General features: G+C 74.3%; 22 protein-coding genes and 1 pseudogene. 8 read left to right on the top strand and 15 right to left on the bottom strand.

Translation table 11 applies throughout. The features are described 5' to 3' along the window. Window positions 1–75: 75 nt before the first annotated feature. From SM573_RS20555 to glnA, 3 genes are all read right to left on the bottom strand, one after another. Complete coding sequence (locus SM573_RS20555) at window positions 76–1,071, bottom strand: serine/threonine-protein kinase (RefSeq protein ID WP_474616822.1); 996 nt, start codon at window positions 1,069–1,071, stop codon at window positions 76–78. Next, a complete protein-coding gene (locus tag SM573_RS20550; protein WP_474613068.1) occupies window positions 1,068–1,427 on the bottom strand; it encodes a PadR family transcriptional regulator in 360 nt (119 codons plus the stop codon). Before SM573_RS20550 ends, SM573_RS20555 begins: the two co-directional genes overlap by 4 nt. 106 nt (window positions 1,428–1,533) lie before the next feature. Further along, window positions 1,534–2,958 carry a type I glutamate--ammonia ligase gene (gene glnA, locus SM573_RS20545; protein WP_474613275.1) on the bottom strand — a complete coding sequence of 475 codons (1,425 nt, stop codon included), beginning with the start codon at window positions 2,956–2,958 and terminating at the stop codon, window positions 1,534–1,536. Between the two features lie 262 nt (window positions 2,959–3,220). Between glnA and SM573_RS20540 the strand changes: the two genes are divergently transcribed. Next, window positions 3,221–3,616, top strand: coding sequence for an RDD family protein (locus tag SM573_RS20540; RefSeq protein WP_474613069.1), 396 nt, complete (start codon window positions 3,221–3,223; stop codon window positions 3,614–3,616). Between the two features lie 81 nt (window positions 3,617–3,697). Here the strand turns inward: SM573_RS20540 and SM573_RS20535 are convergent, their stop codons facing one another. Continuing rightward, on the bottom strand, window positions 3,698–4,387 hold the full coding sequence (locus SM573_RS20535) for a DUF4191 domain-containing protein (protein ID WP_474613070.1): 690 nt from the start codon (window positions 4,385–4,387) through the stop codon (window positions 3,698–3,700). A 205-nt stretch (window positions 4,388–4,592) separates the two neighbouring features. Between SM573_RS20535 and SM573_RS20530 the strand changes: the two genes are divergently transcribed. Together SM573_RS20530 and SM573_RS20525 are read left to right on the top strand one after the other, a co-directional pair. Beyond that, window positions 4,593–4,763, top strand: coding sequence for a hypothetical protein (locus SM573_RS20530; RefSeq protein WP_474616821.1), 171 nt, complete (start codon window positions 4,593–4,595; stop codon window positions 4,761–4,763). Between the two features lie 170 nt (window positions 4,764–4,933). After that, window positions 4,934–7,822, top strand: a complete 2,889-nt coding sequence (locus tag SM573_RS20525; RefSeq protein ID WP_474616820.1) for a helix-turn-helix transcriptional regulator — start codon at window positions 4,934–4,936, stop codon at window positions 7,820–7,822. 46 nt (window positions 7,823–7,868) lie between these two features. On the opposite strand, the gene SM573_RS20520 is transcribed toward SM573_RS20525, so the two are convergent. After that, complete coding sequence (locus SM573_RS20520) at window positions 7,869–9,515, bottom strand: hypothetical protein (RefSeq protein WP_474616819.1); 1,647 nt, start codon at window positions 9,513–9,515, stop codon at window positions 7,869–7,871. 48 nt (window positions 9,516–9,563) lie between these two features. Continuing rightward, window positions 9,564–10,559 (bottom strand): lipoyl synthase, encoded by a 996-nt coding sequence (lipA, locus tag SM573_RS20515; RefSeq protein WP_474613074.1) that lies wholly within the window; start codon window positions 10,557–10,559, stop codon window positions 9,564–9,566. A gap of 428 nt (window positions 10,560–10,987) precedes the next feature. Between lipA and aspS the strand changes: the two are divergent. Beyond that, window positions 10,988–12,275: pseudogene (aspS, locus tag SM573_RS20510) on the top strand (aspartate--tRNA(Asn) ligase). 61 nt (window positions 12,276–12,336) lie between these two features. On the opposite strand, the gene SM573_RS20505 reads toward aspS, so the two are convergent. From SM573_RS20505 to SM573_RS20495, 3 genes are all read right to left on the bottom strand, one after another. Then, entirely contained in the window at window positions 12,337–12,729 is a 393-nt protein-coding gene (locus SM573_RS20505) for a VOC family protein (RefSeq protein ID WP_474616818.1), read from the bottom strand. Window positions 12,730–12,734: 5 nt separating this feature from the next. After that, window positions 12,735–13,373, bottom strand: coding sequence for a lipoyl(octanoyl) transferase LipB (gene lipB / locus SM573_RS20500; protein WP_474613276.1), 639 nt, complete (start codon window positions 13,371–13,373; stop codon window positions 12,735–12,737). 132 nt (window positions 13,374–13,505) lie between these two features. Beyond that, window positions 13,506–15,332 (bottom strand): DUF6311 domain-containing protein, encoded by a 1,827-nt coding sequence (locus tag SM573_RS20495; protein WP_474616817.1) that lies wholly within the window; start codon window positions 15,330–15,332, stop codon window positions 13,506–13,508. Between the two features lie 289 nt (window positions 15,333–15,621). Here SM573_RS20495 and SM573_RS20490 point away from each other — a divergent pair, with 289 nt between their 5' ends. Then, window positions 15,622–16,815, top strand: a complete 1,194-nt coding sequence (locus SM573_RS20490; RefSeq protein WP_474613078.1) for an extracellular catalytic domain type 1 short-chain-length polyhydroxyalkanoate depolymerase — start codon at window positions 15,622–15,624, stop codon at window positions 16,813–16,815. Window positions 16,816–16,931: 116 nt separating this feature from the next. Here SM573_RS20490 and SM573_RS20485 read toward each other — a convergent pair whose 3' ends face one another. Both SM573_RS20485 and SM573_RS20480 read right to left on the bottom strand, forming a co-directional pair. Next, window positions 16,932–17,831 carry a TIGR01777 family oxidoreductase gene (locus SM573_RS20485; protein ID WP_474613079.1) on the bottom strand — a complete coding sequence of 300 codons (900 nt, stop codon included), beginning with the start codon at window positions 17,829–17,831 and terminating at the stop codon, window positions 16,932–16,934. Between the two features lie 58 nt (window positions 17,832–17,889). Then, on the bottom strand, window positions 17,890–18,888 hold the full coding sequence (locus SM573_RS20480) for an aldo/keto reductase (RefSeq protein WP_474613080.1): 999 nt from the start codon (window positions 18,886–18,888) through the stop codon (window positions 17,890–17,892). Between the two features lie 54 nt (window positions 18,889–18,942). On the opposite strand from SM573_RS20480, the gene SM573_RS20475 reads away from it, so the two are divergent. After that, the gene (locus tag SM573_RS20475; protein WP_474613081.1) at window positions 18,943–19,305 is read left to right on the top strand and encodes a MerR family transcriptional regulator; all 363 of its coding nucleotides are present in this window, start codon (window positions 18,943–18,945) and stop codon (window positions 19,303–19,305) included. On the opposite strand, the gene SM573_RS20470 is transcribed toward SM573_RS20475, so the two are convergent. Next, window positions 19,278–19,622 carry a hypothetical protein gene (locus tag SM573_RS20470; protein WP_474613277.1) on the bottom strand — a complete coding sequence of 115 codons (345 nt, stop codon included), beginning with the start codon at window positions 19,620–19,622 and terminating at the stop codon, window positions 19,278–19,280. The genes SM573_RS20475 and SM573_RS20470 overlap by 28 nt on opposite strands. A gap of 395 nt (window positions 19,623–20,017) precedes the next feature. Here SM573_RS20470 and SM573_RS20465 point away from each other — a divergent pair, with 395 nt between their 5' ends. Continuing rightward, complete coding sequence (locus tag SM573_RS20465; RefSeq protein ID WP_474613082.1) at window positions 20,018–20,251, top strand: GntR family transcriptional regulator; 234 nt, start codon at window positions 20,018–20,020, stop codon at window positions 20,249–20,251. 64 nt (window positions 20,252–20,315) lie between these two features. On the opposite strand, the gene SM573_RS20460 is transcribed toward SM573_RS20465, so the two are convergent. Further along, on the bottom strand, window positions 20,316–21,239 hold the full coding sequence (locus SM573_RS20460; RefSeq protein ID WP_474616816.1) for a TIGR03621 family F420-dependent LLM class oxidoreductase: 924 nt from the start codon (window positions 21,237–21,239) through the stop codon (window positions 20,316–20,318). A gap of 87 nt (window positions 21,240–21,326) precedes the next feature. Continuing rightward, window positions 21,327–22,658, bottom strand: a complete 1,332-nt coding sequence (locus SM573_RS20455) for a low temperature requirement protein A (protein ID WP_474613084.1) — start codon at window positions 22,656–22,658, stop codon at window positions 21,327–21,329. A 237-nt stretch (window positions 22,659–22,895) separates the two neighbouring features. On the opposite strand from SM573_RS20455, the gene SM573_RS20450 reads away from it, so the two are divergent. After that, on the top strand, window positions 22,896–23,840 hold the full coding sequence (locus tag SM573_RS20450; RefSeq protein WP_474616815.1) for an SDR family NAD(P)-dependent oxidoreductase: 945 nt from the start codon (window positions 22,896–22,898) through the stop codon (window positions 23,838–23,840). A gap of 105 nt (window positions 23,841–23,945) precedes the next feature. On the opposite strand, the gene sucB is transcribed toward SM573_RS20450, so the two are convergent. Continuing rightward, a complete protein-coding gene (gene sucB, locus SM573_RS20445; RefSeq protein WP_474616814.1) occupies window positions 23,946–25,781 on the bottom strand; it encodes a 2-oxoglutarate dehydrogenase, E2 component, dihydrolipoamide succinyltransferase in 1,836 nt (611 codons plus the stop codon). Window positions 25,782–25,784 lie beyond the last annotated feature (3 nt).

Here is a 25,784-nt window from a genome sequence, read left to right as displayed (position 1 = left end):
ATGGGAGATCGGGAACGCCGCGAACCTCTCGATCGACGCGGTGCAAGCGGGGGAGGAGGGGGTGGGGACGGCGGGTCAGCGCGGGGTGCCGCAGGTGGGGCAGGGGGTGGAGGCTGGGGCCGACGGGCGGGCTGTGCGTCGGCGTAGCGCGAGCGTCAGCGGGAGCAGCGCCGGACCGACCAGGCCCACCACGACGGCGGTCCCGGCGTACGCGGCCCAGGTGGGGCGGGGGGCGCCGTTCAGGAGGCCGTCGGCCGCGCCGGCCAGGATGTGCAGGGCGAGCAGGCCGATCGGCGTGAGCAGGACCAGCAGGGCCCAGCCGCCCCGGTGGTCCGCGCGCAGCCTCAGGCCGCCCCCGACCAGCACCACCACGGCGATCACCGCCGCCGCGGCCCAGGGCAGGACCTGGCTCGCGACCCACTGGTAGGACGTCGTGACGAAGTCGACCGGGGGTTGGAGGTTGAGCTGTGCCGCCCCGGCGGCGACGACGGCGACCAGGGGCAGCGCACGCAGTGTGGCGGGCAGCCGGTCCGGCAGGCCGAGCGCCACCAGCCCCAACGCGACCTGGGGCAGCAGCACGAACAGGGGCGGACGCGGCAGGCCCGCGAGCGCGGCGGCCGGCACGACCGCGAGGGTGAGCAGCGTGGCGAGGGCGATGCCGCGCCGCGCCCAGCGGGCCGGTGCGGCGAGGTGCGCGAGCGCGGTGAGCAGCCAGGCGGCCCACACGACGATGCCGAGCGACACGAACGGCCCGGCGGTCGGCACGCCCCACTCGGCCGACGGCGGGCGCAGCTCCAGCACCGACCAGGCCGCCGCGAGGGCGCTGGCGGTGAGGAAGGCGAGCACGGCGGCGAGGCGTACGCCCGGAACCAGGTCGGCGGCGCCGGCGGCCCGCAGCCGCTGGCGCAGGCCGCCGCGGATCAGGTCCGCGGCGTCCGCGGCGGACGGCCAGCGGCGGCCCGGGTCGGCGAGGTCGAGGTACGTCCCGACGATCTCGGCGCCGCGGGAGCGCCGGTAGTCGGCGGGGTACGCCCGCAGCAGGCGCAGGTAGCGGCGCTCCAGGTCACTCATGCCGCCCCTCCCGCGAGGCGGGGCGTGCTGGTGCGAGCGGCCCGGGACCGCAGTCGGGTGGTGGCCGCCTCGACGTTGCGGCGCAACCGCTCGGTCTCGGCACTCAGCGTGGCCTCGCCGTCGGGGGTGAGGCGGTAGTAGCGGCGCAGCCGGCCGTCCACCACCTCCTCCCGGTCGACGCCGACCAGGCCCGCGTCGACGAGCCGGTCGAGCGCGCCGTAGAGGGTGCCGGGGCGCAGCGAGACGCGGCCCTCGGAGAGGGCGTCGACCTCGCGGATCAGGCCGTAGCCGTGCAGGGGCCCGGCGGCCAGGGCGGTGAGGATCAGGAAGGTGGGTTCGCGCAGCGGTGTGTCCACCGTCCCAATATATCGGACACGAAGATATACCGCTGCCCGTTACACACGACGAACCGGGCCGGTTCCGCGGGAACGGAACCGGCCCGGCCGGGACGAACGGAGTGACTCAGCAGTCGAAGTAGAGCGCGAACTCGTGCGGGGTCGGACGCAGACGGATCGGGTCGACCTCGTTGGCCCGCTTCCACTCGATCCACGTCGAGATCAGGTCCGGCGTGAACACGCCGCCCTCCAGCAGGTAGTCGTGGTCGCCCTCCAGCCGGTCGAGCACCGCCGGCAGCGAGCCCGGCACCTGCTTGACGTCGCCCCACTCTTCCGGCGGCAGGTCGTACAGGTCCTTGTCGATCGGGGCTGGCGGCTCGATCTTGTTCTTGATGCCGTCCAGGCCGGCCATCAGCATCGCCGAGAAGGCCAGGTAGACGTTGGCCGACGGGTCCGGCACGCGGAACTCGACCCGCTTCGCCTTCGGGTTGCTGCCGGTCACCGGGATGCGGGTGCACGCGGAGCGGTTGCGCTGCGAGTAGACCAGGTTGACCGGGGCCTCGAAGCCCGGCACCAGCCGGCGGTACGAGTTGACCGTCGGGTTGGTGAAGGCCAGCAGCGACGGCGCGTGGTGCAGCAGGCCGCCGATGTACCAGCGGGCGGTGTCGGACAGGCCGGCGTAGCCGGTCTCGTCGTAGAACAGCGGCTCGCCGTTCAGCCAGAGGCTCTGGTGGGTGTGCATGCCGGAGCCGTTGTCGCCGAAGAGCGGCTTCGGCATGAAGGTGGCGGTCTTGCCGTTCGCCCAGGCCTCGTTCTTCACGATGTACTTGAAGAGCTGGAGCTGGTCACCGGCGTGCAGCAGGGTCGAGAACCTGTAGTTGATCTCGGCCTGGCCGGCGGTGCCCACCTCGTGGTGCGAACGCTCGACGCTGAAACCGGCGTCGACCAGCCGGCGCACGATCTTGTCACGCAGGTCGGCGTAGTGGTCGACCGGCGGCACCGGGAAGTAGCCACCCTTGTACGCGGTCTTGTAACCGCGGTTGCCGCCCTCCTCCTCGCGGCCGGTGTTCCACGCGCCCTCGATCGAGTCGATGTAGTAGAACGCCTGGTGCGGGGAGGTCTCGTGGCGGATCGAGTCGAAGATGTAGAACTCCGCCTCGGGGCCGAAGTACGCGGTGTCGGCGATACCGCTGGCCTCCAGGTACGCCTCGGCCTTCTTCGCCACGTTGCGCGGGTCGCGGGTGTAGGGCTCGCGCGTGAACGGGTCGTGGATGAAGAAGTTCAGCGCGAGAGTCTTCTGCGCGCGGAACGGGTCGATGAAGGCGGTGGCGACGTCGGGGAGCAGGAGCATGTCCGACTCGTGGATCGCCTGGAAGCCGCGGATCGACGAGCCGTCGAACGCGAGGCCTTCGGTGAAGATGTCGTCGTCGACGGACTCGACCGGCAGGTTGAAGTGCTGCATCACGCCGGGCAGGTCACAGAACCGTACGTCGACGAACTTCACGTCCTCGTTCTTGAGGTAGCGCAGAAGTTCCTCGGGGTTGGCGAACACACGTCCTCCTGGCACGTCCACTCGTTGGCTAGGCTCCTGGCGACGCTATGGCCGGGCGGTTGCTCGGCCATGTCTTGAGTGTTTCTGCCGTGTTACGTCCCTAGCGGAGCGTCATCGACGCTGGTCTTCCGCGCTGGGCCCGGCTGCTCACGGCGCCGGTCTGGGTCATTCTAGTGACGGATATGGTCATTGGCCCGAATTCGCGTCCAGAGAGCGGTGCTGCGTCCCGGTGCCGCGGTGCCCCTGGATACCCTTGACCGCTGTGACCAACCCGCGTGACCAGCACCCGCTGCCGCCCGCCTCCGACCCCTCCTTCACCCCGCCCAGCCTGGGCCGGCGGTTCGGCGCCCTGGTCATCGACTGGGTGCTCTGCCTCCTGGCGTCGAGGATCTTCGCCGACCCGGTCCGCGACGGCTGGGCCCCCGTGCTCGTGCTGGTTCTCCTGTACGCCGTCTTCCTCGGCCTCTTCGCCCAGACCCCCGGCATGTACATCACCCGCGTCCGCTGCCTGTCCTGGAGCGACGGCGGCCGGATCGGAGTGCTCCGGGGCCTCGTGCGCGGCCTGCTCCTCGCCCTGGTCGTGCCTGCCCTGATCATGGACGCGAACCGCCGCGGCGTGCACGACCGCGCCGCGAACTCCGTCATCACCGCGGCCTGAACCGCCACCCGTCAGGCGGCGGGCGCAGCGACGAAGAGCCGGGCCCGCGCGGGCCCGGCTCTTCGTGGCGTACGGCTCGGGTCAGCGGCCCCGCGTCTGCCGGAACGCGCCGCGCGGCGGCCGCATGTTCTTCGGGATCGCGCCCTTCGGCATCTGCGGACGGGCGCTGAGCGCCTTGAGCCGCTTGTCCAGCGCGTTGACGTCCTTGCCGCTCAGGGCGCGGGGCAGCCGCATCAGCGTCATCCGCAGCTTGCGGACCGGCAGCTCGCCCTCGCCCTGGCCGATCACGTAGTCGTGCAGCGGCGCGGTGCCGATCACCTTGGCCAGCCGGCGCTTCTCCTGGCCGAGCAGGCCGCGGATCCGCTGCGGGTTGCCCTCGGCCAGCAGGATCACGCCCGGCCGGCCGATGACCAGGTGGACCATGTCCATCTGCGTGGTGGAGCTGACGGCGGGCGTGACGCGCCAGTCGCCGCGCATGCTCTCGATGATCTGGGCCGCCGCGCCCGGCTGCCCCTCGGCGGCGTTCATCATCGCCTTGTTGGAGCGCAGGTTGAGCACGATCAGCACCGCGAGCAGCGTGAACAGGATGCCCAGCGGCAGCCAGATCCAGCCCCAGAGGATCACCGCGACCACGGTGAGCGCGAGCGGGATCAGCACGGCGCCGGCGACCAGCGGCGCGAACCACCGGTCCTGCTTGGCGGTGAACTGGAACACCATCCCGATCTGCTTCAGCCGCTGGCCGAACGAGACCTTCTCCTGGGGCTTTGCCATGTCGCAGAGTCTAGTGGTCACCGCCGGTTCCGTTGATCCGCGGGCCGGGCTGGCTGAGTACCTTACGCCGCCCGGGCCGGCCGGGCGGGCCGGGTAAGGAGGGGGTGGCGGCCGAAGATCGGGCGCCGTGCCCATGCCCCGGGGGCACCTTCGCGCGGAGAGTCGACGTCAGCAGATGGCCAGAACCGCACGACAGGAGCCCGACATGTTCGGCACCGACGCAGAGTTCCTCCTCTCCCTTCACCGCACCCACGCCGCCGAACTGCGTGCCGAGGCGGCCGCCGACCGGTTCGCCCGGTCGCTGCCGCGCCGAGGCGTACGCGGGTGGCGGGGCCTCCGGCGCCGGGCCGGCCGTACCGTCGACGCCCGCTGGTGACCGCCGTTCCCGCTGCCCCGGCGGCGACGCCCGTCCCGGTGGCGGCGCCCGCTCCGGCCAATGGTGGCGCGGCGCGGGACCGCCGGCCGGGCCCCGCCCCCGGCCCGGCGTCCGAGCACCGGCCGACCGGTGGGGCCGGCACCGGCGCGGCGCGTGGCATGCTCGGTGCCGTGACCGCACGCGCCGCCAGCACCGTCCTCGTCGGTCGCCAGCCCGAGCTCGCGACCCTCCGGGACGCACTGGGCCGGGCCGGCGCGGGTGACCCCACCACGGTCCTCGTCGGTGGCGAGGCGGGGGTGGGCAAGACCCGGCTGCTGGAGGAGTTCGGCCGGGCGGCCACCGAGGCCGGGGCCCGGCTGTTAATCGGCCAGTGCCTGGAACTCGGCGAGGCCGGTCTGCCGTTCGCCCCGTTCGCCGCCGCCCTGCGCGAGGTGCTGCGCCGCGACGGCGTCGACGCGTTCGCCGGGTACGAGGCGGAGTTCGCCCGGCTCCTGCCGGAGCTCGCGCGGGTGCCGTCCGTCGTCGGCGCCCCGCTGGCGGCCCCGCTGTCCGACGCCCCGCGCGGCTACCTCTTCGACCTGGTGGCCGACCTGTTCCACCGGCTCGCGCAGGCGCGGCCGCTGGTGCTGATGATCGAGGACCTGCACTGGGCCGACCGCTCGACCCGGGACCTGATCGGTTTCCTGGTGCGGGCGGCCCGTCCCGGCCGGCTGCTGCTGGTCTGCACGTACCGCACCGACGAGCTGCAACGCGGTCACCCGCTGCGTCCCTTCCTCGCCGAGCTGGACCGCGCCCGGGGTGTCGACCGGATCGAGCTGGGGCGTCTCGACCGGGACGGCACCGCGGCGATCCTGGCCGACCTGCTCGGCGTCGAGCCGGCCGGTCGCGCCGTCGACGACGTGCACGACCGGTCCCAGGGCAACCCGTTCTTCATCGAGGAGCTGGCCGCCGCCGGCGACCCGATCGGCTGCGCGGCGTTGCCGGACACCCTGCGCGACCTGCTGCTCGCCCGGGTCGAGCGGCTGCCCGACCCGGCCCAGCGGGTGCTGCGGATCGCCGCGGCCGGCGGCACCCGCTTCGCCCACCAGCTGCTCGCCGAGGTGGCCGGCCTGCCCGAGCCGGAGCTGGAGGACGCGCTGCGCGCGGCGGTCGCGGCCCAGCTCGTGGTGGCCGACCCCGACGGCGACTACGAGTTCCGGCACGCGCTCGTGCGGGAGGCCGTGCACGACGAGCTGCTGCCCGGCGAGCACGCGCGCCTGCACGCCCGGTTCGCCGCCGCCATCGAGGCCCAGCCGCACCTGGTCGCCGCCGGCCGCGCGCCGGCCGAGGTCGCCCACCACTGGTACGCGGCGCACGACCACCCCCGCGCCCTGGTCAGCGCCCGCGCGGCGGCCTGCGCGGCGGCCGAGCGGTACGCGTACGCGGAGCAGAGCCGGCTGCTGGAACGGGTGCTGGAGCTGTGGGAGCTGGTGCCCGACGCGAGAGAGCGGCTCGGCATGGACCACCTGGCCGTGCTGGAGGAGACGCTGGCCGCGGCGATCACGGCCGGCGACTACCACCGGGCGCTCACCCTGGCCCGCGCCGCGCTGGCCGAGGTCGACAGCGCCGCCGAACCGCTGCGCGCGGCCCGGCTGCTGCACCGCCGCGCGTCGATGATGGCGATGCTCGGCAAGAGCGACGGGGTCGCGGACCTGCGGGAGGCGTACCGGCTGGCGGCGGGGGTGCCGGACGGTCCGGAGCGGCTGCGCCTGGTCGCCGACGTCGCCGCCCAGCTCGTGAAGATCGATCCGCTGGACGGCGTCCGGACGGCCAGGGAGGTGCTCGCGGCGGCCGAGGCCGCCGGCGTCGACACGACACTGCTGCCGATCCACCTGGTGGTGCTCTGCCGCCGTGACGACTCGCCGGACCTCGGCCTGGGCGACCTGCGCCGCGCCGAGGCGGCCGCCCGGGCCACCGGCAACGTGCCGGCGCTGGTCGGCACGCTGGTCTACCTGTCCGACGTGCTCTTCGAGCTGGGCCGGTACGAGGAGTCGGCGCAGGCCGCCGCCGACGGCGTGACCGACGCGCGCCGGGTCGGCATCAGCCGCTCCACGGGGGCGTACCTGCTGTCGAACCGCGCCGAGGCGCTGCTCGCCCTGGGCCGGTGGTCGGAGGCCGAGCAGGCCTGCGCGGAGGCGGTGCGGATCGACCCGCCCGGGGTCACGGGGCTGCACTGGCTCCAGCTCCGGGCGGGGCTGCGGCTCGCCCGGCGGGACCCCGCCGCGGACGAGACGGTCGGCCGCGCACTGAGCTTCCTGACCCGGCCCTACCTGCACCCGCACCACCGGTTGCCGCTGCAGGAGCTGCGGCTGGAGGCGGCGCTCGCGGCCGACGACGCCGCGGAGGCGCGACGCGCGGCGGAGGCCGCCCTGGCCGACGACGCGGTCGCCGCCTTCCCCCGGTACGGCTGGCCGCTGCTCACCGTCCTCGCCCGGGCCGCCCGCCGGTTCGACGACGACGGGCTCGCGGCTCGCGTCGGGGCGCTGGCGGCGACGCTGCCGGTACGGTTCCCGGCGGAGCGGGCGCACGCCGCCGTGGTACGCGCGACCGTCGCGCCCGGTGCCGAGCCGCTGGCCGAGTGGCGGGCCGCCGTCGCGCAGTGGCGGATCGGGGGGCAGCCCTATCCGCTCGCGCGGGCGCTGCTGTCGCTGGCCGAGGCGGCGGCGTCGGCGGGGGAGCGGGACGAGGTGGCCGAGGCCGTCCAGGAGGCGGCCGCGATCGCCGGGCGGCTCGGCGCGACACCGCTCGCCGAACAGGCCGCCACGCTGGCCCGCCGGGTCGGCCTCCGCGGCGCGACCCACGGGCGGCCGGGCGCGGACCGGCTCACCGAGCGGGAACGGGAGGTGCTCCGGCTGGTGGCCGAGGGGCACAGCAACAGCCGCATCGCCCAGCGGCTCTTCATCTCACCGAAGACGGCCAGCGTGCACGTCTCCCGGATCATCGCGAAGCTGGACGTCACGAACCGTGTCGAGGCCGCCGCGCTGGCTCACCGGCTCAACCTGCTCGCCGACCCGCGCTGACGGGCCGCCGGCCAGCCGCTCTCCCCGCGGGCAGGCCGGGTCGGGCTCAGGCGCGGGGCAGGTAGATGCGGTAGCCGTCGATCGTGACCAGGTCGAGGCTGCCCGCAGCGGCGCTCATCCGCTCGTCCAGCCGGGCCGCCAGCGGGGAGCCGGTCGGCGCGACCCAGGCGGGGGCCGCCGACGCGGCCACCGCCCGGCGGTACGGGGCGTAGCGGTCGAAGCCGGGGCGAAGCCGGTCGTCGACCACCGCGCAGACCACGTCCTCGCCGCTGGTGAAGGTGAGCCGGTTGCAGGTCCAGTAGCCGCCGTAGACGTGCCGGACGCCCAGGCCACGCAGCGTGGTGATCAGCTCGGCGTGCCGGGCCTCGGCGGCGCGGGCGGCGGGAGCCGTGCCGGCCGCCCGGTACGTCGCGTAGGCGCTGCTGGCGAAGGTCGCGGTGAGGACGGCGGCCGCGAGGAGGCCGACCGTGCGCCGGGCCGGCTCCGCCGGCCGCCCACCGACCGCTTCCCGCGCCGGTCGCCGCGGCAGGTTCCGGGCGGCCCGCCACAGCGGCCAGAGCAGCGCGGGCAGCGAGATGAGCAGGCAGGACAGGTAGCGGGAACTCTCCACCGGGGTGCGCCCCGACGAGCTGCTCAGCACGTAGGCGGCGAGGGTCGCGGCCCCGGCCCCGACGAGCGCGAGCCGCACCGCGGCCCGGACCCGCCCCTCCTGGTCGGCGGCCGAGCCGGCGGGGGCGCGCAGCGTACGCCAGGCGCTGGCGGCACCCACGACGAGCAGCACCGGCAGGGCGTACGCCCACCAGAGCTGCCAGGTCGCGCAGTGACCCGGCGAGCAGAAGCCCATGCCCAGCGGGGGCCCGAGCAGCAGCCCGCCGTGCAGGCGCTCCGCCCAGCCGGCCGGCACGTCGCCGCCCCCGGCGGCGAGCACGGCGGCGAGCGGGTTGCGGCCGGCGAGCAGGCTGTGCCCGAGCAGCGGTGCGGCGCCGGCCACGGCGGCGACGGCGAGCAGCCCGCCCGCCCACCCGCGCAGCTCCCGCCACCGGAAGGCGACCAGCACCGCCCCGGTGGCGACGACGTACGGCAGCACCAGCGGATCCACCCAGATCATGAGCCCGGCGACGAAACCCCAGGCGGCCCAGCGGGGCAGCCGCCGGCCGGGACGGTCGGCGGCTAGGTGGAACGCGAGCAGGGCGAGCGCCGCCCCGGCCGGGTTCATCTCGGGATAGCCGCCACCGGCGATCAGCTGGTTCTTGACGATCCGGTCCGAGCCGAGCGCGAGCAGCGCCACGACGAGGAGCGCGAACCACCGGTCACCGGTGAGGCGCAGGGTGAGCCGCCACGCGAGCAGCACGAAGAGCGCGTAGAGCGCCAGCGTGGTGAGGCGCAACCCGAACACCGACGGCCCGGTCAGCGCGAGCACCGGCGCCGCGAGGTACGCCTCCAGCGCCCCCATGTACCCCTGGCCGTAGAACCACACGGGGAACTCCTGCCCGCGCGCGATGTGCAGCGCGGCCAGACCCATGGTGGCCTCGTCGCTGTTCGTGGGCGGGGCGTCCCAGGCCAGCAGGGCGAGCCGGTAGCCGACCCCGGCCAGCAGCGCCAGCACGGTGAGTCCGACGGCCGGTCGAGCCCACCGGGAGCCCGGCAGCGTGCCCCGCGTGTCGCGGGGCTCCTGGCGTACACCGGCCGTCATGGCCTGATCATGGCACCTGACGGCCGGTGAACCGGGCAGCGGGGCGGATCAGCCGGCGCTGGCGACCACGTGCGCGTCGCGGGCCTCGAGGGCCTGCCGGTAGAGCCGGCCCGCCCGGTACGAGGAGCGCACCAGCGGCCCGCTCATCACCCCGGCGAAGCCGATCTGCTCGGCCTCCTCGCGCAGCTCGACGAACTCCTCCGGCTTGACCCACCGCTCCACGGGGTGGTGGCGGGCGCTGGGGCGCAGGTACTGCGTGATGGTGATCAGCTCGCAGCCGGCCTCGTGCAGGTCCCGCAGCGCCTGCGAGATCTCGGCCCGCTCCTCGCCCATCCCCAGGATGAGGTTGCTCTTGGTGACCAGGCCGGCGGCGCGGGCCTGCCGGATGACGTCCAGCGACCGCTCGTAGCGGAAGCCCGGCCGGATCCGCTTGAAGATCCGCGGCACGGTCTCGACGTTGTGTGCCAGCACCTCGGGCCGGGCTCCGAAGACCTCGGCGAGCTGCTCGGGCACCGCGTTGAAGTCGGGGATCAGCAGCTCGACACCGCAGCCGGGCTGGAGCGCGTGGATCTGCCGGACGGTCTCGGCGTAGAGCCAGGCGCCGCCGTCGGGCAGGTCGTCACGGGCCACGCCGGTGACGGTGGCGTAGCGCAGGCCCATCGAGACCACGGACTCGGCGACCCGGCGCGGCTCGTCCGCGTCGAACTCGGCCGGCTTGCCCGTGTCGATCTGGCAGAAGTCGCAGCGGCGGGTGCACTGGTCGCCGCCGATGAGGAAGGTGGCCTCGCGGTCCTCCCAGCATTCGTAGATGTTGGGACAGCCGGCCTCCTGGCAGACGGTGTGCAGCCCCTCGCGCGAGACGAGCCCGCGCAGCTGGGTGTACTCCGGCCCCATCTTGGCCGTGACCTTGATCCACGGTGGCTTGCGCTCGATCGGCGTCTCGGCGTTGCGGGCCTCGATCCGCAGCAGGCGCCGCCCCTCGGGGGCGGGCGTCGCGGTTCGCGCGGCCTGGCCGGTCGTCGGCGCGGAGTGCTCGATCGTCACGAAACCGAGCGTACGCCCGACGGTGCCTGTCGATGTAGCTTGGGCGACCGGCGTCACGTCCCCGGGCTTGTGACGACGGACACCGGCCGGAGGAGAAACGCCGTCACATTCGCCGGTTCCCGGTGCTAGGCTCCCCGGCAACTGCGACGACGGAGCCGAGTAGCGGCCCGACCCGCCAGTGCAGAGAGCCGCCGGTTGCTGAGAGGCGGTCTGGCGCCGGGCCCGCGAAGACCCTCCCGAGCAGCGGGAAGAACGGCGTCGACCGTCGCGGCAGCGGCGGGCGCGCCCAGTAGAGCCCGCCGGCTGGCCCACGTCACGGGCGACGAGAGAGGCCCCCGCCGAGGCGGGGGCGAAGGTGTGGTGGCACCGCGAGGACCCGCTCGCCCGCACCTCCCGGGATCGCGTTGCGATTGACGAGGAGGTACGACGTGCAACGCATCCTCTCCGCCCAGCTCCCCGCCCACGTCGGCGAGACCGTCCGGATCGCCGGCTGGGTGCACCGCCGCCGGCTGCTCAAGTCGGTGGCCTTCCTGATCGTCCGGGACGCCGCCGGCCTGGCGCAGGTGGTGGTGGCCGACCCGGCCGTCCGCGCCGAGGTCGAGGCGCTGCCCGAGGAGACCGTCGTCGAGGTCACCGCCACGGTGGTCGCGAACGCCGTCGCGCCCGCCGGGGTCGAGCTGACCGCCCCGGTGGTACGTCCGCTCGGCCCGCCCGCGGTCCCGCCGCCGTTCGACCTCTACCGGCCGGCGCTCACGGCGAACCTGCCCACCCAGCTCGACCACGCGCCCACCTCGCTGCGGCACCCGGTGCGCTCGGCGGCGCTGCGTGTCTCGGCGGCGGCCGTGGCCGGTTTCCGCACCGACGCTGGACGCGCGGGACTTCGTCGAGGTGCACACGCCGAAGGTGGTGAGTTCGTCCACCGAGTCCGGTGCGAACGTGTTCGCGCTGGACTGGTTCGGCCGGCCCGCCTACCTGGCCCAGTCGCCGCAGTTCTACAAGCAGCTCATGGTGGGTGTCTTCGAGAGGGTGTACGAGGTGGGGCCGGTGTTCCGGGCCGAGCCGCACGACACCGTGCGCCACCTGGCGCAGTACACCTCGCTCGACGTCGAGCTGGGCTTCATCGCCGATCACCGGGACGTCATGCGGGTGCTGCGCGACGTGCTGGCCGGGATGGTGGGCGGCGTCGCGGAGCGGGCCGCGGGTGCGGTGGAGACGCTGGGGATCACGCTGCCGGCCGTGCCGGCGCAGATCCCGGCCGTGCACTTCACCGAGGCGCTGAAGATCGCGGGCGCCCCGGCGGACGAACCCGACCTGGCGCCGGCGCACGAGCGGGCGCTGGGGGAGTGGGCGCGGCGCGAGCACGCGTCGGACTTCCTCTTCGTCACCGGCTACCCGATGGCCAAGCGGCCCTTCTACACCCACCCGGACCCGGCCCGGCCGGGCCACAGCAACGGTTTCGACCTGCTCTTCCGGGGGCTGGAGCTGGTCACCGGCGGGCAGCGGCTGCACCGGCACGCCGACTACCTCGCGGCGCTGGCGCAGCGGGGCGAGCCGGTCGAGCCGTACGCCGGTTACCTCGACGCGTTCCGGCACGGGATGCCGCCGCACGGGGGCTTCGCGATCGGCCTGGAACGCTTCGTCGCCCGCCTCACCGGGGCCGCCAACGTCCGGGAGGTGACCGCCTTCCCCCGCGACCTGCACCGCCTGACCCCCTGACCCCTGTTCCGGGCCGCCTTCTCACCACGAGGCGGCCCGGCGGGCCGGGGGAGGGGCCGGGTCAGGCGGGGCCGAGGAGGTCCCAGCTGTTGCCGGCCAGGTCGTGGAAGACGGCGACCCGGCCGTACGGCTCGGTGCGGGGCGGCCGGACGATCTCGACGCCGGCGTCGACCATCCGGCGGTAGGTGGCGTCGAAGTCGTCGACGTGGAGGAAGAAGCCGACCCGGCCGCCGGTCTGACCGCCGACGGCGGCCTCCTGCCGCTCCCCGTCGGCGCGGGCGAGCAGCAGGCCGGTGCCGCCGCCGGGCGGGCGGACCACGACCCAGCGCTTCGGCCGGCCGTCGTTGGTGAGCGACGGGTAGTCCTCGACCAGCTCGAAGCCGAGGATCTCGGTGAAGAAGGCGATCGCCGGGTCGTACTCGGCGACGACGAGGGTGACGAGGTCGATCCGCATCCGGGTCAGGACTCGGCCGCGACGATGGTCTTCAGGTGGCGCTCCACCACCGGCAGCACGTCGGCGACGGTGACGGGCCGGCCCAGCTCGGCGGTCAGCGAGGTGACCCCCGCGTCGCGGATGCCGCACGGCACGATCCGGTCGAAGAAGGCCAGGTCGCAGTCGCAGTTGATCGAGAAGCCGTGCAGGGTCACCCCCCGGGCGACCCGGATGCCGATGGCGGCGACCTTGCGGGCCGGCCCCCGGTCGTCCTCCGGCACCCAGACGCCGCTGCGCCCCTCGACCCGGCCCGCGGCCAGCCCGAACTCGGCGCAGACGTCGATCAGCATCTGCTCGGTGCGCCGCACGTATGCCACGACGTCCACCGGGTCGGGCAGCCGCACGATCGGGTAGCCGACGAGCTGGCCCGGACCGTGCCAGGTGATCTTGCCGCCCCGGTCCACGTCGATGACCGGCGTGCCGTCCATCGGCCGGTCCCACGGCTCGGTGCGCTTGCCCGCCGTGTAGACGCTCGGGTGCTCCAGCAGCAGGACCGTGTCGCCCTGCTCGCCGGTCACCACCGCTTCGTGCAGCCGGCGCTGCTCGTCCCAGGCGGCCTGGTAGTCGAGGAGACCGGCGCGGACGGCCGTGAGGCCGGAGGTCATCGTGCTCACGCCGTTCAGCGTAGTCCCGCGGCGGCCGTACGGCGCTCGTGAGCCGCCTCACCGGGGGCCCGCGTGAGCGGTCGTCCGGGTGGGCCCGGCCGGGGCACCCGCGCGGTCACGCCGCACACGGGCTCACGCCGGCGGGATCCGCCACAGCCACACGTCGTCGACCCGCTGCGGCGGGCCGAGCAGGGCGGTGGCCGTGCGCCGCACCGCCTCCTCGTCGACCTCGAACTTCGCCCCGTGCACCTGGTCGGGGAGCACCACGGCCTCGACCCGCCAGTACGCCAGGTCGGCCCGCACCTCCCGCAGCGTCCCGTCGGTGACGATCGGCACGAGGCCGGTCCGGGCCGCCTGGTCCATCAGCGCGCTGAACGGGCGCGGCACGGGCCCGATCCGGCCCCGGCCGTCCGGTCCGCCGGGGCCGAGGAAGAAGCCCGCCGGGATGCGGAACTCACCCTGCCGGTGGGCCAGAGCGTACGCCTGCCAGCGCTGCCCGTCCGGGTAGATGTCGACGGCCACCGGCACCGGGGTGAGCACGCCGCCGGGCGACACGTACTCCCGCCAGGTGCCGGCGGTGATGAACCGCGGAATCGGTTCCCGCTCGTCGGTGAGCAGCGGCGTGGGCACCAGCGGCAGCAGCGCCACCACGAAGCCGAGCGTCCAGGCGGCGTCGACGGAGCGGTGCCGGGCCGGCGTCGCCCGGAGCCGGTCCACGGTGTACGCCAGCAGCAGCCCGAGCACCGGCGCGACCACGAGCGCGAGCCGCGCGGGCAGCGCCGCGTTCACCACCGGCAGGTGCCCGAGCAGGTCGAAGGGCATGGGCACGTCGGTGCGGTCGCCGTCGACCTTCGCCTCCGGCCCCCACGAGAGGACGGTGAAGACGATCGCGACGGCGCCGAGCGCCCAGAGCGTGGCGCGGCGGGCCGGGTCGGCGCGTCGCCACAGCGCCACGAAGCAGGCCACGGTGAGCAGCAGCAGCGGCACCCCGAAGAACGAGTTCTCCTCGGTCGGGTTGGGTGCCAGCGAGGTGCCGAGCCCGGCCTCGCCGGCGAGGGAGCGGCGCGGGTACGCCCCGAACGCCGCGATGTCCTCCGAGTGGATCACGGGATCGAATCCGGTGCCGTGGAACCGCTGCGGGCCGGCGAAGTGCAGCCACAGCGGGTACGCGAGCAACGCCCCGGCCACGACCGTGGTCACGGCGAGCCCGCGGAGGAAGTTCGGCAGGGCGGCCCGCGCCTCGGCCCGCCGGGCCGGGTGCGACGCCCAGACGACGACGAAGACGCCGAGCGCGAGGGCGGTGAAGAAGAGCCCTTCGGCGGCGATGGAGAACGCGACGGCCACGAGCACGCCGAAGATGACGCCGTCGCGCAGCCAGTGCCCGGGTCGGCGCAGCGCGAACAGGCGCCAGATGAGCAGCGGCACCAGCCAACCGGCCGTCCAGTTCAGGTGGGCGTTGGCGTGCGAGACCATGCCGGGGGAGTACGCCACGAAGAGGCCCCCGACGGCGGCGGCGAGCCGGCTGCGGACCATTTGCCGGGAGAGGAGCAGGTACCAGGCGACCGCGGTGGCGGCGAGGTTGAGGGTGAGGATCACCAGGAACGTCACGGGTGGTCCGACCAGGTACGTCAGTGGCGCGAAGATCACCGCGTACACCGTGATCGAGGTGTTGACCGCGAGGTTCACCCCGTCCGGGACGTTGATGAGGTGGGTGAAGAACGGGTCCTGCCCGTGGGTCAGCGCGTGCCCGCCGAACGCCAGCAGCCACTCGAAGAGCGCCTGGTCGCTGGAGTTGACCGTGATCGTCCGGACGTTCGGGTCCCGCCAGAGGCCGCTGGTCACCCAGACCGCGAGCGCGAGCGCGACCAGCACCACGATCAGGTCGGCGCGGCGCCCCCGGACGGCGCGGGGCGGTGAGGCGGGTGCGGGCCCGGTGGCCAGGGACGGGGAGGTCGGCACGCAGCGGACGTTACCAATCGGATCTGGACGTGCCGGTCATACATGCGAGGAGGGGAGGTTCTTGTCGCCTTGTGGTCGGCGACCGGGTTGCGGCGTGCCCCGCCCGGTCGTCGCGGCCCTCGGCGGGAGCGGGTGGGCCGATCCGGGCGCGCCACCCGGCCCGCGCTCGGGGAACACAACGGCGACCGTGAATGTGTGAGCGGGCGACATGTCACAGGTCTGTCATCGCGTCGTAACGTCGCGGCAATTCGAAGGTGACCCAGTTCACATTCGCCCCTCGGAGGCCGCCGTGCGCCGCTCCTCGTCCCTCCTCACCCGGCTGGCCAGTGTGGCCGCCGGGCTCGTCCTCGCCGCCGCGGGTGCGGTCACCCTCGCCGCGCCCGCCCAGGCGGCGACCCTGACCCAGGTCAGCAGCTTCGGCTCGAACCCCGGCAACCTCACCATGTACGCCTACCGGCCGGACAACCTCCCGGCCAACGCCCCGGCCGTCGTGCTGCTGCACGGCTGCACCCAGAACGCGTCCGCCTACTTCACCAACTCGGGCTGGCGCAAGTACGCCGACCAGTGGCGGTTCGCGCTGATCGTCGCGGAGCAGAAGTCCGCCAACAACGCCACCAGCTGCTTCAACTGGTTCGAGACCGGCGACACCGCCCGGGGTCAGGGCGAGGCGCTGTCGATCAAGCAGATGGTGGACCACGCCAAGGCCAACTTCGGCGTCGACGGCAGCCGCGTCTTCGTGAGCGGCCTCTCGGCCGGGGCCGCGATGAGCGCCGTCATGCTCGCCACCTACCCCGACGTGTTCGCCGCCGGCTCCATCGTCGCGGGCATCCCCTACCGCTGCGCCACCAGCATGGTCAACGCGTTCAGCTGCATGAACCCCGGCTCCGACAAGAGCCCGGCGGCCTGGGGCGACCTGGTGCGCAACGCGTACCCCGGCTACACCGGGCCCCGCCCGCGGGTGGCCGTCTGGCACGGCACCTCGGACACCACCGTCGCCCCGCTCAACGCCACGGAGGCGCGGGACCAGTGGACGAACGTGCGCGGGGTCTCGCAGACCCCCACCAGCACCAGCTCCCTGCCCGGCGGCACCAGCCTGGAGGTGTACGGCAACGACGTCGTCCGCGTCTACCGGGTCTCCGGCATGGGTCACGGCACGCCGGTCGACCCGGGCAGCGGCGCCGAGCAGTGCGGCACCGCCGGGGCGTACTTCCTGGACACCATCTGCTCGGCGTACCGGGACGCGGTCTTCTTCGGCCTGAACGGCGGCGGCGGCGAGCCGACGCCCGACCCCGACCCGACGCCCGACCCGACGCCGATCTGCGTGACGGCGAGCAACTACGCGCACGTGGCGGCCGGCCGCGCCTACCAGTCCGGCGGGTACGCCTACGCCAACGGCTCCAACCAGCGGATGGGCCTCTACAACACCTTCTACACGAGCAGCCTCAAGCAGACCGCCCCCAACCACTGGGTCGTCGGCTGCTGACCCCGACCCCCGACCCCCGCCCTCCGGCCCACGCTCGGGTGACCAAGAGGTTCGCGTCGGGTTCCGCTCCGGCATGACGCGAGCCTCTTGATCACCGTGCGAGAGGGGGGCGGGGGTCAGGCGGTCAGGGCGGCGTGGAGGGCGGTGCGGAGGTCGGGGTGGCGGTAGCGGAAGCCGGCCCGGGTCAGGACGCCGGGGAGCACCCGTGAGCTGGACAGGACCTCCACCGAGAAGCCGCCGAGCGCGATCTTCAACGCCACGGCCGGGATCGGCATGAACGCCGGCCGGTGCAGCTGCCGGGCCAGCTCCCGGGTGAACTCGGCGTTGGTGACCGGGGCCGGGCCGACCACGTTGACCGGGCCCGCGACGTCGTCGCGGCTCAGCAGGAACGCCGTGGCGTCGAGGAAGTCCGCCATCGAGATCCACGGCCACCACTGCCGGCCGCCGCCGAGCTTGCCGGAGATGCCCAGCCGCATCGGCAGCAGCTGCGGCTTCAACATCCCGCCGTCGCGGTGCAGCGGCAGGCCGGTACGCAGGCGGACCACCCGCACGTCGGCGTCCTCGGCCGGTCGGGTGGCCGCCTCCCACACCCGGCACACGTCGGACAGGAAGCCCTCGCCGGCCGGCGCGTCCTCCGCCACGGCACGGTCGCCCGTGTCGCCGTACCAGCCGACGGCCGAGGAGTTGAGCAGCACCTTCGGCCGGTCCTCGGCGGCCAGGCCGGCGATCGTGATGGCCAGCGTCGTGGTGGTGTCCACCCGGCTGGACCGGAGCACACGCCGGTACTCGGCGGTCCACCGCCGGTCGCCCACGCCCGCGCCGGCCAGGTTGACCACCGCGTCGGCGTCGGCCACCACCGCCGGGTCGAGCTGCGCGGCGGACGGGTTCCACTGCCGCTCGTCCGGGGTGCGCGCCGGGCGGCGGACCAGCCGGGTGACCTGGTGCCCGTCGGCGACGAACCGGTCGACGAGCCGGGCGCCGAGGAAGCCGGACGCGCCGGCCATGAGGATCCGCATGCTCATATCTTCCGGTACGGGCGGCGGGCCCCACACGTTCGGCCGGCACGTCGGTCGGTCACGCCACCGGGTCGGGGCGCAGGTCGGCCAGGAGCCGCTCGATCTCGGCGAACGCGTCGGCGGGGAGCGGCCCGAGCGTGAGGGTCGCGAAGTTCTCCCGTGCCTGTGGCACCGTGCGGGCGCCGGGGATCGGCACCGTCCGCGGGCTGCGGGCGAGCAGCCATCCCAGCGCGCCCTGGGCGAGCGTACGGCCGTCGGCGGTGAGCGCGGCGCGGATCTGCTCGACGCGGGCCGCCCACTCCGGCGTCGGCCGCCCGTCGGTGAACCAGTGCAGCCAGTCGGGCGCGACCCCGCGTACGTCGTCGCGGCCGACCGCGCGCTGCGAGCCGGTGAGCAGGCCCATCGCCAGCGGCCCGCGGTTGAGGCTGGCCAGGTCGTGCGCGTCGCAGACCGCGAGCATCGCGGCGTTGTCGAGCAGCACCGACTGGTCGTGCTGGATGGCGGCGCAGTGCGTACCGGCCTTCGCGAACGCCTCGGCGGAGTCCGGGTGGTCGGTGCTCCAGCCGTACGCCCGGATCTTGCCCTGCGTGACGAGGCCCTCCAGCGTGTCGACGAGGTCGAGCGCGACGGGAGCCGGCAGGTCGTTGATGTGCAGCTGGTAGAGGTCGACGTGGTCGGTGCCGAGCCGGCGCAGCGACTCCTCCAGGCTCTGCACGGCGTAGGCGGGGCTCGCGTCGGTGCCGGTCCACCGGCGGGTGGCCTCCTCGGCGCGGTTGCCGAACTTGGTGGCGATCACCGCCCGGTCGCGGCGGCCGGCGAGCGCCCGGCCGAGGACGCGTTCGCTGTGCCCGGCGCCGTAGTTGCTGGCCGTGTCGAACAGGGTCACGCCCGCGTCGAGCGCCGCGTGGATGGTGCGGACGGACTCGTCGTCGTCGACCTCGCCCCACCCGAACGGCTGCCCGCCGTCTCCCCACAGTGGCCCGCCGATGGCCCAGCAGCCCATGCCGATCGCGCTGACCTCGATGCCGCTGCGGCCCAGTCTCCGTGTCATCGTCATGGCACACAGCCTTCAACCTGGAGCGCGCTCCAGGTCAAGTCCTACGATTCCGGCATGTACGCGCCCTCGGAGGCCGCCCGCCGCAGCGGCTTCAGCCTCGACACCCTCCGCTACTACGAGAAGATCGGCCTGCTCAGCGGCGTGGGCCGCACCTCCGGCGGGCGGCGGGTCTTCACCGACGACGACCTGAGCTGGTTGGAGCTGTTCCGCTGCCTGCGCGACACCGGGATGCCGATCGCGCAGATGTGCCGCTACGCCGAGCTGGCCCGCGAGGGTGAACACACCGCCGCCGAACGCAAGGCGCTGCTGGAGGAGCACGCGGTGCGGGTGGAGGAGCAGATGCGCCTGCTCCGCAGCCGGTACGACCACCTCCGGGAGAAGATCCGCTACTACGAGGGGCTTGCCGACTCCGCCTGATCCGCGGGTGAGCCGGCCGGCGACGATCGGGCCAGGGCCCACCCGACGAAGCGGTCGAAGAGCTGCCGCGCGCCGGGAGCGCCGTGCGGGTCGAGCAGGTGCAGGTCGGTGGCCGCGTCGTGCAGCAGGCTGCTGAGGTAGAGGCAGAGCGCCACCCGGCTGCCGGCGTACTCGCGGGCCAGGCGGAGCTTGGCGGGCGCGCACGGCCACGCGGCGGCGCAGCCGCGGCACAGCCACAGTGGTCGGAGCGGCAGGTGCGGCGCGCCGGGGCCGTCGGCGCGGGCCGCGCTCACCACGGGCCGCCGTCGCCGCGCCACGCCCGCCCGCGCCCGTGCCGGTCCGGGCACGTGGCCCAGCGCAGCCCGCACGAGCACCAGCGCCGCAGGCCGCGCCAGGTGGGTCGGTGGCGGGGAGCCAGGGGTACGCGCGGCAGGTCGCGCCGCCGGATCGGCCACATGGGCGCCTCCATCTGCTCCTGCCCGCCGTGCCGTCCGCGCCGGTGGGGGACAGCCGTGGGCGTGTGGGCGCACCCGGCCGACGACCGGGGGATACGCCGGCCGGGCGCGCTCTCGGGGGTGACCAGCCCACGGTTTGCAGACCTGGGAACCGGTCATCGAAAGCTTTACACACCATGTTGTACAAAGCAAGGAGCGGCTTGGCCCTACTTGTCCTGACTAGTTGTTCATGGTCGAATGGCGGCGCAGACCTGGGAGTGTGCATGCCCGCCAAGCCGAAGTGGGCGCTGCTCGCCGACCACATCCGCGCGCGGATCGAGTCAGGGGAGTGGGCGCCCGGAGACAAGTTGCCGTCGACCGCCCAACTCAAGGAGGAGCACGGCGTGTCGCAGACCGTCGTGCGTCAGGCGATCCTCGTCCTTCAGACGCAGGGGCTGGTCGAAGGCGTGCACGGCGTCGGGGTGTTCGTGGCGGAGCGCGCCGAGGGCTGAGGCTCCACACCCGCTTCGCCGGTCGAGGTGGGGGGTTACCCGACTCGGCCGGGCGGCTCGGACGTCACCGCGGCGTGGCGACCCGGGGCAGCACCGGTGCGAGGGCGTCGAGCGCGTCGGCCCGTACGACATAGCGGGTGACGCCCCAGCGGCGCCGGTGCCCGGCGATGGCCGTCACGATCTCGTCCGCGCTGCCGATCAGCACGAACGGGGTGGCGAGCAGCTCCTCGACGCTCAGGCCGACCTCTGCGGCGGTCTCCGCGGCGGCGGCCTCCGCGTCGTCGGTCACGACCACGCGCTGCACGAGCGCCTCCAGCTCCGGCGGCTCCGCGCGACCGTCGGCGCCGGCCGCGACCTGGGCGAGCTGCGCCTCGATGTCGGCCTGCCGCCAGCGCACGTCGTGCTGGTAGCCGTCGGGCAGCGTACGGCCCAGGCCGGCCAGGCCCACGACATCGGCGTGTGCGCCGGCCCAGCGCAGCAGCCGCGAGTTGGCGGTGCCGACGGTGAGCGGGATCCGTCGCTGCACCGGGCGGGGCCTGTCCAGCCGGGCCGCCCGGACGACGAGGTCGGGGGTGTCGACGGTGACCTCCTCGCCGTCGAGCAGCGCCCGGACCGCCTCGGCCACCGCCACCGCGCGCCGGACCCGGCCCGCCACGTCCGGCCGCTCCCGCCCGACGGCCTGCCACTCGGCGGGGGTGTGCCCGGCCCCGATGCCGAGCCGGGCCCGCCCGCCCGAGACCAGGTCCAGGGTCGCCACGTCGGCCGCCAGCAGCATCGGCTCCCGGATGCCGGCGTTCGCGACGTACGAGCCGAGGCCGATGGTGGTGGTCGCCGCCGCGGCGGCGGCCAGGGCGACGAACGGGGTCGGCACCGCGCCCGGGTGGTCGGCGGCGAGCAGGGCGTCGTAGCCGGCGGCCTCGGCGCGCCGGGCCAGCGCGACCCAGCCGGCGGCGTCGGACGGGCTGGCCTGGAGCGAGAAGGTGACCATGACCTACAGCCTGCCGGCCGCACCGGCCCGCGGCCAGCCGCGACGGGCCGATTCTGCTACCGGCAGACCCACCCGGCATCTCGGCGGTCACTTCTCCTCGGGCTTCTCCCATGGCTCGTGCCACATGGCGCGGAACGCGACCTCGTGCTCCTCGTGACTCGTCTTCTCCTTGAAGACGGCCTCGCGCAGGGCCATCCGCGAGCTGGCCAGGACCACCACCTCCACGGCCACCAGGCCGATGCAGATCACGGTCAGCAGCGCGAGCGCCGCGAGGGCCGGCAGGTCGTCGGCGAACGGGATGCACACGGCGAGCACCACCACCATGCCCACCCGGGTCCAGGAGAGCGTGTGCAGGGTGCGCGCCTGGAAGAGCATCCCGCCCGCGATGTAACAGATCACCCCGCCGAACAGCAGCGGCACCCCGGGGCCGTGGGCCGGCTCGTCGGGGCCGACGTGCGGATCGCTGATGTGCCGGACGAGCTCCTCGGCGCCGAGGGCGAAGATGATGATCCCCGCGATCATGACGAGGTAGAGGTAGGCGTACGCGTCCCGGGCCATGGCCACCCGCGGCCGGCCCAGCGCCGCGTGCTGGGCGATCCGCGCGGCCGGGCCGATCACGTCGAAGTGCGCCCACCAGAGCGCCGCGGTGAAGACGACGCCGCACACCGCCGCGGCGACGGCCCCCCAGGTGACGGGCTGGCCGAGCAGGTTGCCGCCCACGCCGACCGAGATGATCGACTCACCGAGCGCGATGATCAGGATGAGGTCGTACCGCTCGGTCCAGTGTTCGGCGGAGGCCACCGTCCAGCCCCAGGCGCCGGCCACCAGGCCGCTGCCGTACTGCATCACCACCACGGCGATCCAGAGCGCGTCGCGGAGCATCGTCGCCGAGCCCTGGTGGTCGACGTAGGGCGGGATCAACGCGGCGCCGAGCAGCAGCAGGGTGCTGACGATCACCTCCGGCGAGTACCTCAGCAACAGCCGCCGCTCGCCCGGCTTCTCCTTGGCGATGTGCCAGTACAGCAGCAGGTGCACGGCCCGGATCACCAGGTAGCTGATCGCCACCACCATCGGCCCGGCGGCGGTCTGCCGGGGGTCGCCGAACGCCTGCGGCAGGGAGAGCGCGAAGCAGAACAGGGCGGCCATCCCGACGACCATGAGCACCGGTACGAAGCCCTCGCCGAGCCGGACCCGGGTGGCGACCACGCTGTGGATCACCCAGCACCACCAGAGCACGGCGAGCACGAGCATGCCGTGCAGCAGACTGCGGCCACTGATGTCCATGGCGGTGGCCCGGGTGATGATGAAGAACGAGAAGACGAAGACCAGGTCGAAGAAGATCTCGAACTTGTCGACCCGGGCGCCCGGCGCGACCGAGACGGCTGGCCCGAGCCGTCCGCGCCACCGGTGACCACCCACCGGACGAGTCTGCCAGCGCGCCCGCCCGCGCCGGGCCGGAATCGGATCAAACCGGCCACGGGGGAGCGGTCCGACGATCAGCGGGTTGAGCAGGTGATACGTCGCCCCCGTGGCTCCGGCGGCGGATTCCCGTGTTACCCGGGGGCCACCCGGGGAAAGCGCCCGTACGGCCGTGTCGGCAGCCGTCGACGGCGTCGCGGCCGGACCGCGAACGCCCGCCGCCGAAAAGGATGGATCATGACCAGCGCCAGGGTGACCACACCGTTCTCCCGCGACACCACCGCGCTCGAGGTGGTGCGCGGCGTCGACCTCGCCGGCCGCCGCGCCGTCGTCACCGGCGGCGCCTCCGGCATCGGCGTCGAGACCGCGCGGGCCCTCGCCCAGGTCGGCGCCGAGGTGACCCTGGCCGTACGCCGACCGGACGCGGGCCGGGAGGCCGCCGCCGACATCACCGCCACGACCGGCAACGACCGGATCGTCGTGGCGTCCCTGGACCTGGCCGACCCGGCGTCGGTCGCCGCGTTCGTGACCGACTGGGACGGGCCGCTGCACATCCTCGTCAACAACGCCGGGATCATGGCGTCACCCGAGATGCGGACGCCGCAGGGCTGGGAGATGCAGTTCGCCACCAACCACCTCGGGCACTTCGCGCTCGCCACCGGCCTGCACCGCGCCCTGGCCGCGGCCGGCGGCGCGCGGGTCGTCTCGGTCAGCTCGGCCGCGCACCTGCGCTCGCCGGTCGTCTTCGAGGACATCCACTTCGCGCGCCGCGAGTACGACCCGTGGCTGGCGTACGGGCAGTCCAAGACCGCGAACGTGCTCTTCGCCGTCGAGGCGACCCGGCGCTGGGCCGACGACGGCATCCTCACCAACTCGTTGATGCCCGGCGCGATCCGGACCAACCTCCAGCGCTACGTCGACGAGGAGGAGTTGGCGCGCATGCGCGCGGAGACGGGCAGCGTCTCGGCGGGCCACTGGAAGACCACCGAGCAGGGGGCGGCGACCTCGGTGCTGGTGGCGGCCTCACCCCTGCTGGACGGCGTCGGCGGGCGCTACTTCGAGGACTGCCAGGAGGCGGGGCCGAACGAGCCGGGCACGCGCACCGGGTACGCCCCGTACGCCCTGGACCCGGCGGCCGCCGAGCGGCTGTGGCAGGTGTCGGAGGACATGCTCCGGGCCTGAGCCGCCGGGACGCCGGACGCGGCCGGCGGACAGCAGACCCCCGGACACGAGAAGGGAGGTGCGCCCCGATCTCTCGGGGCGCACCTCCCTCCGGTACGCGTCGGATCAGGCCAGGCCCAGCTCCGCCTCGAAGTTGCCGGCCTCCAGCCGCTCCTTGACCGCCACCAGGAAGCGGGCCGCGTCGGCGCCGTCGATCAGGCGGTGGTCGTAGGAGAGCGCCAGGTAGACCATCGACCGGATCGCGACGACCTCGCCCAGCTCCGGGTCGTTGACGACGACCGGGCGCTTGACGACCGCGCCCGTGCCGAGCATCGCCGACTGCGGCGACGGGACGATCGGGGTGTCGAACAGCGCACCCCGGCTGCCGGTGTTGGTCAGCGTGAAGGTCGCGCCGGCGATCTCGTCGGGGCTGATCTTGTTGGTCCGCGTCCGCTCCGCCAGGTCGGCGATCCGCTTGGCGATCCCACCCAGGTTCAGGTCACCGGCGTTGTGGATGACCGGCACCAGCAGGCCCCGCTCGGTGTCCACCGCGATGCCCAGGTGCTCCGCGTCCGGGTAGGTGATCGTGCCGGCCGCCAGGTCCATCCGGGCGTTGACGATCGGGTACGTCTGGAGCGCCTCGATCGCCGCGAGCGCGAAGAACGGCAGGAAGGAGAGCTTCACGCCGTGCCGCTGCTGGAACGAGTCCTTCGCCTGGGCGCGCAGCTTCGCGACCCGGGTGACGTCCACCTCGATCACGGTGGTCAGCTGCGCCATCTCGTGCAGCGACTCGTGCATCCGCTTGGCGATGGCCGCGCGGATGCGGGGCAGCTTCTCGGTGGTACCCCGCTTCGCGCTCGGCTGCGGCTTCGCGGCGGGCTTCGCCGGGGCCGGGGCGGCCGGCGCGGCGGCAGCCGGGGCCGGTGCGGCCTTGGCGGCCTTCGCCTTCTCCGCCGCCTCCAGCACGTCCTGCTTGCGGACGCGACCGCCGACGCCGGTGCCGTTGACCGAGGAGAGGTCGACACCGTGCTCCGCGGCCAGCTTGCGGACGAGCGGGGTCACGTAGCCGGCCGCCTCCCCACCGCCGCCCTGCGCCGGGGCGGTCGGGCGCTGCGGGGCCGGGGTCGGCGCCGGCGGCACCGAACGCTGCTCCGCCTGCGTCGGCTGCGCCGAGGTCTCCGCCTCCGGCGCGGGCTCGTTGTAGGACATGCCCGGGGTCGGCTCGGCCGCCGGGGCCGGCTTCGCCTCGGCCTGCGGCTGCGGCGCCGGCTTCACCTCGGGCGCGGGCTTCGCCTCGGGCTGCGGCGCGGGCTTCGCCTCGGCCGGGGCCGCGCCCGCGGCGCCGATCACGGCCAGCTCGGCGCCGACCGCGGCGGTCTCGTCCTCGGCGACCTTGATCTCCAGGACGGTGCCGGCCACCGGCGACGGGATCTCGGTGTCCACCTTGTCGGTGGAGACCTCCAGCAGCGGCTCGTCGACCTCGACGGTCTCGCCGACCTGCTTGAGCCAGCGGGTGACCGTACCCTCGGTGACGCTCTCCCCGAGGGCCGGCATGGTGACCGGGGTCCCCTGACCCGACGGCGCGGGCGCGGCCTGCGGGGCCGGCGCGGCCTGCGGGGCCGGCTCGGGCGCGGTGCCCTCGGCGGCGGCCGTCGGCTCCGGGGCCGGGGCGGCCTGCTCGGCCGGGGCCGCCTGCTGCGGCGCGGCGCCGCCCGCCTGCTCGCCCTCGCCGGAGATGACGGCCAGCTCGCTGCCGACCTCGGCGGTCTCGTCCTCCCCGACCACGATCCGGGTCAGCACGCCCGCCGCCGGCGACGGGATCTCGGTGTCCACCTTGTCGGTGGAGACCTCCAGCAGGGGCTCGTCGACCTCGACGGTCTCACCCTCCTGCTTGAGCCAGCGGGTGACGGTGCCCTCGGTGACGCTCTCGCCGAGCCGAGGCATGGTGACCGATACCGGCATGTT

It is taken from the genome of Micromonospora xinjiangensis (genome assembly GCF_056150165.1).
Note: the sequence above shows the minus strand (reverse complement) of the source record. Positions and strands in the feature narration are given on the sequence as shown.